General features: G+C 74.0%; 13 protein-coding genes and 1 riboswitch. Of the genes, 10 read left to right on the top strand and 3 right to left on the bottom strand.

Annotation, left to right across the window (positions count from 1 at the left end; translation table 11 throughout):
* Positions 1-66: 66 nt before the first annotated feature.
* Positions 67-206, bottom strand: a riboswitch (cobalamin riboswitch).
* A 334-nt stretch (positions 207-540) separates the two neighbouring features.
* Positions 541-762, bottom strand: coding sequence for a hypothetical protein (locus tag ACTT8P_RS23570; RefSeq protein ID WP_442833701.1), 222 nt, complete (start codon positions 760-762; stop codon positions 541-543).
* Positions 763-794: 32 nt separating this feature from the next.
* Complete coding sequence (locus ACTT8P_RS23565) at positions 795-2093, bottom strand: anion permease (protein ID WP_442833700.1); 1299 nt, start codon at positions 2091-2093, stop codon at positions 795-797.
* Positions 2094-2294: 201 nt separating this feature from the next.
* Between ACTT8P_RS23565 and ACTT8P_RS23560 the strand changes: the two genes are divergently transcribed.
* The 6 genes from ACTT8P_RS23560 to ACTT8P_RS23535 all read left to right on the top strand — a co-directional run bounded on the left by ACTT8P_RS23560 (position 2295) and on the right by ACTT8P_RS23535 (position 9006).
* Positions 2295-2969 (top strand): class II aldolase/adducin family protein, encoded by a 675-nt coding sequence (locus tag ACTT8P_RS23560; protein ID WP_442833699.1) that lies wholly within the window; start codon positions 2295-2297, stop codon positions 2967-2969.
* Between the two features lie 93 nt (positions 2970-3062).
* Positions 3063-4181, top strand: coding sequence for an alpha/beta hydrolase family protein (locus tag ACTT8P_RS23555; protein WP_442833698.1), 1119 nt, complete (start codon positions 3063-3065; stop codon positions 4179-4181).
* Positions 4182-4291: 110 nt separating this feature from the next.
* On the top strand, positions 4292-5695 hold the full coding sequence (locus ACTT8P_RS23550) for a hypothetical protein (protein WP_442833697.1): 1404 nt from the start codon (positions 4292-4294) through the stop codon (positions 5693-5695).
* A 180-nt stretch (positions 5696-5875) separates the two neighbouring features.
* Positions 5876-7474 carry an ABC-F family ATP-binding cassette domain-containing protein gene (locus tag ACTT8P_RS23545; RefSeq protein WP_442833696.1) on the top strand — a complete coding sequence of 533 codons (1599 nt, stop codon included), beginning with the start codon at positions 5876-5878 and terminating at the stop codon, positions 7472-7474.
* 372 nt (positions 7475-7846) lie between these two features.
* The gene (locus tag ACTT8P_RS23540) at positions 7847-8068 is read left to right on the top strand and encodes a helix-turn-helix domain-containing protein (RefSeq protein WP_018567695.1); all 222 of its coding nucleotides are present in this window, start codon (positions 7847-7849) and stop codon (positions 8066-8068) included.
* A gap of 146 nt (positions 8069-8214) precedes the next feature.
* The gene (locus tag ACTT8P_RS23535) at positions 8215-9006 is read left to right on the top strand and encodes an enoyl-CoA hydratase/isomerase family protein (protein WP_442833695.1); all 792 of its coding nucleotides are present in this window, start codon (positions 8215-8217) and stop codon (positions 9004-9006) included.
* Between the two features lie 109 nt (positions 9007-9115).
* Here ACTT8P_RS23535 and ACTT8P_RS23530 read toward each other — a convergent pair whose 3' ends face one another.
* Positions 9116-9847 carry a nucleopolyhedrovirus P10 family protein gene (locus tag ACTT8P_RS23530; RefSeq protein WP_442833694.1) on the bottom strand — a complete coding sequence of 244 codons (732 nt, stop codon included), beginning with the start codon at positions 9845-9847 and terminating at the stop codon, positions 9116-9118.
* 87 nt (positions 9848-9934) lie between these two features.
* Between ACTT8P_RS23530 and ACTT8P_RS23525 the strand changes: the two genes are divergently transcribed.
* From ACTT8P_RS23525 to ACTT8P_RS23510, 4 genes are read left to right on the top strand one after another with little or no spacing between them, the layout of a single operon-like run.
* A complete protein-coding gene (locus ACTT8P_RS23525) occupies positions 9935-10420 on the top strand; it encodes an Asp23/Gls24 family envelope stress response protein (protein ID WP_442833693.1) in 486 nt (161 codons plus the stop codon).
* Positions 10421-10457: 37 nt separating this feature from the next.
* Entirely contained in the window at positions 10458-10643 is a 186-nt protein-coding gene (locus ACTT8P_RS23520; RefSeq protein WP_361172276.1) for a hypothetical protein, read from the top strand.
* Complete coding sequence (locus ACTT8P_RS23515) at positions 10640-11041, top strand: hypothetical protein (RefSeq protein ID WP_442833692.1); 402 nt, start codon at positions 10640-10642, stop codon at positions 11039-11041. The genes ACTT8P_RS23520 and ACTT8P_RS23515 overlap by 4 nt, the downstream gene beginning before the upstream one ends.
* Positions 11038-11682: a DUF6286 domain-containing protein gene (locus ACTT8P_RS23510; RefSeq protein WP_442833691.1), complete on the top strand. Its 645-nt coding sequence runs from the start codon at positions 11038-11040 to the stop codon at positions 11680-11682. The genes ACTT8P_RS23515 and ACTT8P_RS23510 overlap by 4 nt, the downstream gene beginning before the upstream one ends.
* The last annotated feature ends 4 nt before the right edge of the window (positions 11683-11686 follow it).

The following is an 11686-nucleotide window of genomic DNA, read 5'->3' as shown; positions in this document are numbered from 1 at the left end:
GGCCTGTGGTCTGAACGGCAGCCGAGCATCGCGTTATGTCCTCACTCAGGGTGTCCACGCCCTGGTTCGACGAGACCGGCGGTGAGAGTTCCTGACTCCCGGGGAGCACTCCCCGGTCACAGTGGCGGGACCGCGCCGGATTCGCACCGGGCTTCCTCTCCTGCCGCCGTACATGGCCCCGGAAGTCCACCACGTGCCGAGAACACCCGTCAACTTGCCGTTGACCTGCGACGGAGGAGCGCGGGCGGCCGCACGGCGGCCGGTGCGGGCCGAAACAGCCCGGTGCGGGTCCGGATTCCCCTGCCTGGACTCGGACATGACGACGGGAGCCGGATCCGCCGCTGAGGGGGTCGGGGTGGCCGACGACACATCCGGAGCCGGGCCGTCACCGCCGGTCGGCCCCGTGGCGGGGGAAGCGACAGGGCCCCGGCAGGGCGGTCGCACGCCCCGGAACGCGTCAGCGCCCGGCGCACGCGGGGTGCGCCGGGCGCTGTGCGGTTCCGTCGAGTGTCGCGGTCCGGCCGAGGGCTGCTCTTGCCCTCAGGCCACGATCAGATAGATCCCGTACGCCACCGCCGCCGCGCACGCCGCGAAGCAGACGTACGCGCCGGTGACCGCGAGGCCCGCCGAGCCGCCCTGCGCGGCGGCCCGCTCCTGGCGGGAGAGACCGGCGATGCCGAGGGTGAACAGGGCCACCAGGGCGACGGTGGCCACGAGGCCGACGCCGAAGACGGAGCCGAGGGCTGCCCAGTCGATGTGCATGCTGCTTCTCTTCCTTCCGGCCCGGCCGGGACTCAGACGGGGGTGGCGGCCGAACGGGCCGGGGCGTCGGGGACGTCGGTGGGCTGGGCCGGGATGGCCGCCGCGAGGCCCTCGACCGGGGGAAGACCACCGGGGGCGTCGAGACCGTCGCGACCGTCGGCCGGAGTGCCCACCGGCGGCGGGGCCACGGCGGCCACCGCCGCGGTCAGCACGCCGGCCGGTTCCGCGCCGTCGGGGACGGCGACGTTGGTGTGGTCGACGACCTCGCGCCGGGAGATCCGCCAGATCGCGAAGCTCGCGGCGACCAGCAGCACCGCGACCAGCGCCGTGCCCCAGTCGCCCAGCGAGCAGACCCACTCGGCGAGCGCGGCGACCAGGGCCGCGGCCGGCAGCGTCAGCACCCAGGCGACGACCATCCGGGTCGCCGTGGACCAGCGCACCACACCGCCCTTGCGGCCGAGGCCCGCGCCCATCACCGAACCGGAGACCGAGTGCGTGGTGGAGAGGGAGAAGCCGAGGTGGGAGGAGGCCAGGATGACCGTCGCGGCGCTGGTCTGGGCGGCGAAGCCCTGCTGCGGCTGGAGGTCGGTCAGGCCCTTGCCCATGGTGCGGATGATCCGCCAGCCGCCGAGGTAGGTGCCCATCGCGATGGCCAGGCCCGCGCACAGGATGACCCAGACCGGCGGGTCGGAGTCCGGGGCGAGAGCGCCGCCGGCCACCAGGGCGAGGGTGATGATGCCCATCGTCTTCTGGGCGTCGTTGGTGCCGTGCGCCAGCGAGACCAGCCCGGCCGAGGCGATCTGCCCGGCCCGGTAGCCCTTCTCGGCCGCCTTGCCGTCGGCCCCGCGGCCCAGCCGGTACGACAGCCGGGTGGCGACCAGGGCGGCGACGCCCGCCACCACCGGGGCGGCGACCGCCGGGAGCAGCACCTTGGTGACGAGCACGTCGCCGTGCACCGCGCCGACGCCCGCCGAGGCGATCGCGGCGCCGATCAGACCGCCCATGAGGGCGTGCGAGGAACTGGACGGCAGCCCGACCAGCCAGGTCAGCAGGTTCCAGAGGATCGCGCCGACCAGGGCGGCGAAGATGACCTCGGGACGGATGCCGCTCTCGTCGACGAGACCCTTGGAGATCGTGTTGGCGACCTCCACGGAGAGGAAGGCGCCCACGAGGTTCAGCACGGCGGACATGGCCACCGCGACCTTGGGCTTGAGCGCACCGGTCGAAATGGTCGTTGCCATCGCGTTCGCGGTGTCGTGGAAACCGTTCGTGAAATCAAACGCGAGTGCGGTCACCACCACAATCGCGAGGATCAGCGAGAAGCTTTCCATTTACCCAGGCAATCGTTCGAGGTCATTGGCTGGACGAACGTAGGCAACCAGGGTGAACGGAAGATGAACTGAGGGGGGCTTCACGGTGTCCGGAATCGAAGCCACCGCTCCCCTCGATCCTTCGGTCCCAGCTTCCCCGGTCCGCCCCCGCCTGGCAGGATCGCCGGGGCGGGAACCACCGGGCGAAAGGAGGGCGGCATCGTGTCCGAGCCGCGGGGGAGGGACGTACGCCCCGAAGAGGCGCGCGCCTGGGCGGCGCTGGTGGCCACCGCCCGCCGCACGGTCGCCGACGGACTGGTGGTCGGCACCTCCGGCAACGTCTCGGTCCGGGTCGGCGACACCGTCCTGGTCACGCCCTCGGGCGTGCCGTACGACCGGCTCACGGCGGACGACGTCACCGGCGTCGCCCTGGCCGGCGGACGGCAGGTGCTCGGCACCCTGGTGCCGACCAGCGAACTGCCCATGCATCTCGCGGTGTACCGGCACACCGACGCGGGCGCCGTCGTGCACACCCACGCCGTGCACGCCACGGCCGTCTCCACCCTCGTCGCGGAACTGCCACTGGCGCACTACATGGCCGCGGCCCTCGGCGGCCCGGTCCGGGTCGCCCCGTACGCGACGTACGGCACCGACGAACTGGCCGCGCACATGCTCCGCGCCCTCGACGGCCGCTCCGGCTGCCTCCTCCAGAACCACGGCACCCTCACCTACGGCGCCGGCCTCGACCAGGCCTACGACCGCACCGCCCAGCTGGAGTGGATGTGCCGGCTGTGGCTGACCGCCTCCTCGGTCCCCGGCCGGACCCCGTCCCTGCTGACGGAGGACCAGCTCGCCCAGGTGGCGGAGCGGCTGCGCGGCTACGGGCAGCAGGGCTGAGGACGAGCCCGGCGCCCGCACCCGCCACCCGTCCGTCACCCCGAGTCGTCCTTCCGGTGGCTTACGACGGAGCACGCCGGGAAACTGGGAGCTGTGCGCACCGTCACCGCAACGACCGCCGCCGTCACCGCGGCCCTGGCAGCAGGCGCCGCGAGCGTCGCCGCCGGCCGCCTCGCCAGCGACGCCGCCCTCAAGGCGACGCCCGGCCGGCCCCTGCCCACCGAACCGAGGCTGACGGTGCACGGCACCGCCGCCGGACAGATCACCCTCACCCGGCATCTGGCCGCACTGCGGCCCGGCCGGTACGGGCTGGCCGGCGACGGCTCGCACGCCGTCGTGGGCCCCGTGCTGCCCGGCGACCGGCACCCCGCCGACACCGTCGTCCGCCGCCTCGAAGGCGTCACGCACGGCACCCTCGGACCCGGCGACCGGGCCTGGCTGACCGCCAACCTGTACGTCGGCAACCCGGGCACCGCCCTCGGCCTGCGCCATGCCGACGTCGAGGTCCCCGGCGACCTCGGCGCGCTGCCGGCCTGGTTCCTGCCCGGCGCGCGCGGCACCTGGATCATCGCGGTGCACGGCCTGGGCACCACCCGGGAGCACACCATGAACCTCATGGGCCTCCTGAACGGCCTGGAGTTCCCGCTCCTGGCCCTCGCCTACCGGGGCGACGTCGGCGCGCCCCGGCCGCCGGACGGCCTGCGGCACTTCGGCGAGACCGAGTGGCGCGACCTGGAGGCCGCCGTCCGGTACGCCGTCGGCCACGGCGCCCGCAAGGTCGTGCTGCTCGGCTGGTCCACCGGCGCCACCATGGCGCTGCGCACCGCCACCCGCTCCCGGCTGCGGGACCGGATCTCCGGGCTGGTCCTGGACTCCCCGGTGCTTGACTGGCAGACGACGGTGCGCTCCCTCGCCGCGGCCCGCCGCACCCCGGGCGCGCTGCTGCCGCTCGCGGTCCGCGCCGCGCAGGGCCGCACCGGACTCGACTCCGGGCCCGCCGCCGGCCACGGCCGCCTGGCCGTCCCGGCCCTCGTCTTCCACGGCCCCGCCGACAGCGTCGCCCCCTGGCAGCTCTCCCGGCGATTCGCCGACGCCCACCCCCGCCTGGTCGCCCTGCACACCGTCCCGCACGCCACGCACGGCGCGATGTGGAACGCCGCCCCGGACAGCTACGAAGAGACCCTGCGCCGCTTCCTGACCCCGCTGATGTAACCCCGGGCCGCTCGCGCGGCCCGCCGCGCCGGAGCCGCCCCCGGACTTGTCCGTGGTCCGTCGAAGCTGTCCGTTTGGGTTTTCGGACCGTCAACCGGAAGACTGCACCCGTGACGTCCCGTATCCCGCGCGACTCCAGGCTCCGACTCGTCCGCCCGCGACCCCTGGCCGCCGCCCCCAGAGCGATGAACCAGCGGCCACCGCGCCGCACCGCGCCGCGCCCCCCGGAGGGCACCCCCGCACGGTCGGAGCTGGCCCGCATGGCACGCTCCGTCCTGGCCGACGCGGCCCGCGTCGCCCGCTGGGCCGACACCGCCCTCGGCCCCGGCCGGTCCGGCGGCACCGCCGACGGCAAGGCCACCCTCTCCGTCACCTCCGCCGAACGCGCCGCCCGGCAGCTGGGCCTGACCGCGGATCAGGTGCAGGCCGACTGGGACATCGCCCGCCTCGCCGGACTGGTCGAGGTGCACGGCGGCAGCGCCCGCCCCGGCTGGCGGCTGCGCGCCTGGGACCGGGACGACAGCGCCGTACTGCGCGGCTGGGTCGCCCTGTTCGACGCCTGGTCGCTCGCCCACCCCGACCCCGCCGGGCAGCAGACCGCCGCCGTCGCCGAGGTCGTCTCGGCCATGCCCCAGGTGCTCTCCTTCCTCCAGCTGTCCGCCGGCCCGGTACCCGTCGCCCAGCTCCTCGACCTCCTCCAGCAGCGCGTCACCGAACTGCGCACCGAACGCTGCGAGGTCCCCTACGACGGCCCCCAGCCGGAACCCCCGGGCCGGCCGGAGAGCGACGACACCCCGCTGCCGCCGCTGCTGGACTGGGCCCTCGGCGCCCTGGCCTCCGTCGGTGCCCTCACCTACGGCGCCGGCCAGGCCACCCTCACCCCGCTCGGCAGCTGGGCGGTCTGGGTCAAGCTGGAGCAGATCTGCGTCGCCGCGCAGAGCCCGGCCGGCAACATCGAGCAGGCCGCCGAGGACATGCTGCGCGGCTGCGCCCAGCTCCGCCCCAACGCGGCCCGTGCCGAGTACCGCGCCTGGCTCGCCGCCCGCCCGGTCGGCAGCGCCGTCGCCCAGCTCCTCAAGGCGGCCCGCGGCGAGGACGCCCTGCTGCGCGGCCTGGCCTTCGAGGCGCTGCGGGTCGTCGGCGCCCCCGCCGAACCCGACGTACGGGCGGTGGCCGACGAGCCGACTCTGCGGCCGTACGCCCTGCTGTGGCTGGCCGAGCACGACGGCGCCGACCCGGAGGACGCGCACGAGGTGCTCACCCGCCAGGAGGCCACCTGGCTGTGGGTGGACACCGCCGCCGCCGTCGCCGACCACGGCGAGGCCCCGCTGCTGGTGCGGCACCTGGAGGCGGCCGTCCAGCCCACCGTCCCGATGCTCCTGGAGGAGGTGCAGGCGGTCGGGCACCCCCGGACCGTGCAGGTCCTGGTGGCGCTGGCCGCCGCGCACCCCGACCCGGCGCTGGCCAAGGCGGTGCGCCGGGCCGCCTTCCAGGTGCACACGGGAGGCAGCTGACCGCCCCGGCCTGCCGTCGGCGGGCCCCGGCGCCGGCCCCCGGGGACCGCGGCGACGCAGGAAAAAGTGGTTGCACGGCACCGTTAGACTGGCCCCATGGCCATTCTCCTCGCGCATTAGACGGCGGGCACGTCCGCAGCCGCCCATCCCGCCCTCCTCAACCCGCCCTGGAGTCTGTCCGTGATCTCCGCCTCCGGCATCGAGCTGCGCGCCGGTGCCCGCGTCCTCATCGAGAGCGCCACCTTCCGGGTCGCCAAGGGCGACCGCATCGGCCTGGTCGGCCGCAACGGCGCCGGCAAGACCACCCTCACCAAGTGCCTGGCCGGCGAGGGCATCCCCGCCGCCGGCGCCATCACCCGCTCCGGCGAGGTCGGCTACCTCCCGCAGGACCCCCGCACCGGCGACCTCGACGTGCTGGCCCGCGACCGCATCCTGTCCGCGCGCGGCCTGGACACCCTGATCCGCAAGATGCGCGACAACGAACAGCGCATCGCCAATGGCCAGGGCACCACTCGGGACAAGGCGATGCGGCAGTACGAGCGTCAGGAGACCGAGTTCCTCACCAAGGGCGGGTACGCCGCCGAGGCCGAGGCCGCCACCATCGCCGCCGCGCTCAACCTGCCCGACCGGGTGCTCGGCCAGCCCCTGCACACCCTCTCCGGCGGCCAGCGCCGCCGGATCGAGCTGGCCCGCATCCTCTTCTCGGACGCCGACACCCTGCTGCTCGACGAGCCCACGAACCACCTCGACGCCGACTCCATCATCTGGCTGCGGGACTACCTGAAGACCTACCGCGGCGGCTTCATCGTGATCTCCCACGACGTCGACCTGGTCGAGACGGTCGTGAACAAGGTGTTCTACCTGGACGCCAACCGCGCCCAGATCGACGTCTACAACATGGGCTGGAAGCTCTACCAGCAGCAGCGCGAGGCCGACGAGAAGCGCCGCAAGCGCGAGCGGCAGAACGCCGAGAAGAAGGCGTCCGCGCTGCACTCGCAGGCCGACAAGATGCGCGCCAAGGCCACCAAGACGGTCGCCGCGCAGAACATGGCCCGCCGCGCGGACAAGCTGCTGGCCGGCCTGGAGGCCGAGCGCAAGTCCGACAAGGTCGCCAAGCTGCGCTTCCCCGAGCCCTCGCCGTGCGGCAAGACCCCGCTGATGGCCGAGGGCCTGTCGAAGTCGTACGGCTCGCTGGAGATCTTCACCGACGTCGACCTGGCCATCGACAAGGGCTCCCGCGTCGTCATCCTCGGCCTCAACGGCGCGGGCAAGACAACCCTGCTGCGCCTCCTGGGCGGCGCGGAGAAGCCCGACACCGGCCGGGTCATCGAGGGCCACGGCCTCAAGCTCGGCTACTACGCGCAGGAGCACGAGACCCTCGACCCGGAGCGCACGGTCCTGGAGAACATGCGCTCCGCCGCCCCCGACCTGGACCTGGTCGAGGTCCGCAAGACGCTCGGCTCGTTCCTGTTCTCCGGCGACGACGTCGACAAGCCGGCCGGGGTCCTCTCCGGCGGCGAGAAGACCCGCCTGGCACTGGCCACCCTGGTCGTCTCCTCGGCCAACGTCCTCCTGCTCGACGAGCCCACCAACAACCTCGACCCGGCCAGCCGCGAGGAGATCCTCGGCGCGCTGCGCACCTACAAGGGCGCCGTGGTCCTCGTCACCCACGACGAGGGCGCCGTCGAGGCGCTCCAGCCGGAGCGGATCATCCTGCTCCCGGACGGCGTCGAGGACCTCTGGGGCGCCGACTACGCGGACCTCGTCGCACTCGCCTGATCGTCGTCTCTTCTCCGACCGTCGCCCTTGCTTGATCGAATGAATGATCCACGGCGTATGGATCATTCAGCCGATCCGTGATCCACCATCTGTGTGAGATCTCCTCGTACCGAGGTGTGTCATACATCGATTTCCCGGCCGAGCCGCCCGTCCCCGGGGGCTCGGCCGTTTCGTCTTTCTGACCAGCCACTTCTTCGGAGCAACCCGTTCGGGTGTACGGACGAGAAGTCTTGGAATTCGTTGTTCCGCTTGTGCGGAACCACTCCTGTCGTCACAACCTTGTCTCATCGACCTTGCCGAATGGGTGGCCATCGGGGCCCGGAGGGGTGATCATGAGGAGAACCAGAGCGCACTTCCCATGAGGAGGCACGGGTGGCCGAGACTCTGAAGAAGGGCAGCCGGGTTACCGGCGCCGCGCGCGACAAGCTCGCGGCAGACCTGAAGAAGAAGTACGACGCCGGTGCGAGCATCCGGGCGTTGGCCGAGGAGACCGGCCGCTCGTATGGCTTTGTGCACCGCATGCTCAGTGAGTCGGGCGTCACGCTGCGAGGGCGTGGCGGGGCGACCCGGGGCAAGAAGGCCGCTTCGGCCTGATTTCCCCGGGCGGCCCCTCGGCTCTCCGATGGTGGCCACCCGGTCGGACACATGACCGACCGGGTGGTTACTGTGCAGTCACTTAAGTGCGCCGTACGGATCTCCGTACGGCCTACCAAGCCGACCGCACGCATCGGAGGCGCCTCATGGCCGCGCAGCACCCCGTACTCGACCAGAACGGCGTACGGCTCACCGTCGACGACGCGATCGCCACGGTGACGCTGACCAACCCGGCCAAGCGCAACGCGCAGAGCCCCGCTCTGTGGCGGGCGCTCACCGAGGCCGGACGGCGGCTGCCGGGCTCCGTGCGGGTCGTCGTGCTGCGGGCCGAGGGCAAGTCGTTCTCGGCCGGGCTCGACCGGCAGGCGTTCACGCCCGAGGGCTTCGACGGCGAACCGTCGTTCCTGGACCTCGCGCGCGGCAGCGACGCCGAACTGGACGCGGCCGTCGCCGAGTACCAGGAGGCGTTCACCTGGTGGCGGCGCAGCGACATCGTGTCGATCGCCGCCGTGCAGGGACATGCCATCGGGGCGGGCTTCCAGCTCGCGCTCGCCTGTGACCTGCGGGTGATCGCCGACGACGCGCAGTTCGCCATGCGCGAGACCTCGCTCGGTCTCGTCCCCGACCTGACGGGCACCCATCCGCTCGTCGGCCTGGTCGGATACGCGCGCGCCCTGGAGATCTGCGTGACCGGCCGCTTCGTCCTGGCCGAGGAAGCGGTCAGCAGCGGACTGGCCAGCCTCGCCGTGCCCGCCGACCAGCTGACGGACGCCGTACGCGACCTGGCGTCGGCCGTACTGGCGGCACCGCGCGACGCGGTGATCGAGACCAAGGCGCTGCTCCAGGGCGCCCTCTCCAGGGACCTGGAGGCCCAGCGCGCGGCGGAACGCGCCGCCCAGGCCCGCCGCCTGCGCGACCTGGCCGGACTCGGCGAGTAACGGCCCCCGGAAAGAACGGTGGGGGAACGTCCCTCAAGGGGCGCGGGGAACTGCGCGACCAGCCACGACGCACCCGCACCCGAAAACCGGACCCGACCGGCCCCCGCGGTCACTCGACGGCAGTCACCAGCACCGCCACCGAAGGATGATCCGGCACCGCGTCCGCCACCGCGGCCCGCACCCGCCGGGCCACCTCCACCGTCCGGTGCCCCGCGCCCACCGCGCACTCCACCCGCACATGCCGCCGGGGCAGCACCGCCCCCTGCGCCGGCGCGGAGAAGTGCACGGGACGCCCCAGCGTGCCGGTCAGCCGCGTCACCCCCGCCACCGCCAGCACGGCCCGCCCGGCCCGGCCCTCGTCGGAATCCGCGCCGTCCGCGCCACCCGCCCCGCTCCCGGCGGCCTCCGTGGGCCGGGAGTCCGGCGCGGCCGGCTCCGGGTCGGTGTCCAGCAGCGCCACCACCCGCAGATCCACCTCGCCGACCGTCAGCCCGAGCCGCAGCGCCGCCGCCTGTGCCAGCGTGGCCCGCACCCGCGCCGCCACCGCCGGCAACGGCTCCGCCGCGGTCGCCGCCAGGTCGGCCGTCACCCGCAGCGGCCCCGGCGGCAGCGCGCTCGGCGGCGCCGGTACGGCCGGCTCGGGCGCGGCGTCCGGATCGGCCGCCGCGATCCGCAGCCGGTCAAGGCGTACCCCCGGCAGGCCGGCCACCGCGGTCAGCAGCACCTCGCGCGCCGCCCGTTCGGCGATCCAGGCCCCGTCCGGCGGACCGCCCAGGGGCAGGAACCTGCCCAGTCCCAGTTGCTCCCGTACTGTCCGTGTCCACCGGTCGGCCGTCGTCATTCGTCCAGCCTGCCGCATCCCCGGCGCGCGAGCGCGCCACCACACTTAACGTGGTCTCAGGACGACGACCGAAAGGGACGTACGGCGATGAGTGAGACCACGGAGCGAGGCCGGTCCGGGCAGGACGTCGGGACCGAGGGCCTGGGCAAGGGACAGTCGGTCAGGCGAGGCGGCGGCGACCCCGGCAGCCGGGGCCGGACCACCATCGCGGACGGCGTGGTGGAGAAGATCACCGGAATGGCGGCACGCGACGTGGCGGGTGTGCACGCCATGGGCAGCGGCATGTCACGCACCTTCGGCGCGGTACGCGACCGGGTGCCCGGCGGCTCCAAGTCGGGCGTGACGCGCGGCGTGAAGGCCGAGGTCGGCGAGAAGCAGACGGCGCTCGATCTGGAGATCGTCGTCGAGTACGGCGTGTCGATCGCCGACGTGGCCCGCGATGTGCGGGAGAACGTCGTGGCGGCGGTGGAGCGGATGACCGGCCTTGAGGTCGTCGAGGTCAACATCGCGGTCAGTGACGTCAAACTGCCCGACGAAGAGGACGAGGAGCAGCCGGAGCCACGCATCCAGTGAGCGGGCCCCGACAGCTCCGGACTGAGGAGAGCGCACCATGAACATGGCCGTGGTCGGCATGATCGCCGGCATGGCGCTCGGCTTCGCCGGATACTTCGGCGGATTCGGCGCCTTCCTGCTGGTGGCCGCCCTGGGCGCCGTCGGCTTCGTGGTCGGCCGGCTCCTGGAGGGCGACATGGAGCTGGGCGACTTCTTCCGCAGCCGCGACGACCGCCGGCGGTGACCGGCGTGAGCGGCGCGGCCACCGAGCCGCACGCGGCCGAGGACACCGCCGCACCCGAGGACGCCGTACCGCCCGGCGAGCGCGGCGCCACCCGGATCGCCGACCGGGTCGTCGCCAAGGTGGCCGCCCAGGCGGCGCGCGAGGCGGTCGGCGAACTGCCGCCGGACGCCGAGCGCCCGCACGCGACCGTCGTGGTGCGCCACGAGGTGGCCCGCGTCCGGGTCCACCTCGAACTCGACTACCCCTGCGACGTCGGCGCCCGCTGCGGCCGGGTCCGGCACCGGGTCGCCGAGCGGGTGTCCACGCTGACGGGCATGAAGGTGCCGGAGGTCGCCGTGCGGGTCGAGCGGCTGCACCCGGCGGCGGAGTACGGCGCGGCACAGGGAAGGACGCGATGAGCCAACCAGCCGATCCCCAGGGCAGCACGGCCCGGCTGCCGGTCCTGGAGAAGAGCCACGACGACGAGCCGCCGGCCCCGGCCCCCGAAGCCGGCGGCCGGGCGCACCGCTTCTGGTCGGCGCGGCGGGTCCCCGCGGGCATCGTCGCCCTGCTGCTCCTGGCCCTCGCCGTGCTCTTCCTGTACGACATCGTGGCCGTGCGCGCCGACCGGCCCGGCATGGCCTGGCGCCGCGAACTGGCCCGGCAGCTCGCCCGCCGCCCGCTGGACGACACCTGGGTGCTGGTCGGCGCCGGCCTCGCCGCCGCCCTCGGCCTCTGGCTGCTGCTGCTCGCGCTCACGCCCGGTCTGCGCGCCGTGCTGCCGATGCGCCGCACGCACCCCGACGTCCGGGCCGGACTGCACCGGGACGCCGCCGCGACGGTGCTGCGCGACCGGGCGATGGAGGTCGCCGGGGTGCAGTCGGCGAAGGTCCGCGTCCGCCGGTCGAAGGCCAAGGCGCGCGCGGTGGCGCACTTCCGTGAACTGGACGACGTACGCGCCGATCTGGACACCGCGCTCGGCGACACGGTGCGGGGGCTGGGCCTGGCCCGGCCGCCCCGCCTGTCGGTGAAGGTGCGGCGGCCCGGACGGAAGGGGTGAGGCA

Source organism: Streptomyces sp. JW3, from assembly GCF_052216785.1.
GTDB lineage: Bacteria > Actinomycetota > Actinomycetes > Streptomycetales > Streptomycetaceae > Streptomyces.
The sequence above is the reverse complement of the archived record's forward strand: the minus strand, read 5'-3'. Positions and strand labels throughout refer to the sequence as shown.

Coding starts and splice junctions, on each gene's coding strand:
- ACTT8P_RS23535 (WP_442833695.1), top strand. CDS start 8,215: ATGGCCGCGCAGCACCCCGTACTCGACCAGAACGGCGTACGGCTCACC.
- ACTT8P_RS23530 (WP_442833694.1), bottom strand. CDS start 9,847: ATGACGACGGCCGACCGGTGGACACGGACAGTACGGGAGCAACTGGGA.
- ACTT8P_RS23525 (WP_442833693.1), top strand. CDS start 9,935: ATGAGTGAGACCACGGAGCGAGGCCGGTCCGGGCAGGACGTCGGGACC.
- ACTT8P_RS23565 (WP_442833700.1), bottom strand. CDS start 2,093: ATGGAAAGCTTCTCGCTGATCCTCGCGATTGTGGTGGTGACCGCACTC.
- ACTT8P_RS23510 (WP_442833691.1), top strand. CDS start 11,038: ATGAGCCAACCAGCCGATCCCCAGGGCAGCACGGCCCGGCTGCCGGTC.
- ACTT8P_RS23520 (WP_361172276.1), top strand. CDS start 10,458: ATGAACATGGCCGTGGTCGGCATGATCGCCGGCATGGCGCTCGGCTTC.
- ACTT8P_RS23570 (WP_442833701.1), bottom strand. CDS start 762: ATGCACATCGACTGGGCAGCCCTCGGCTCCGTCTTCGGCGTCGGCCTC.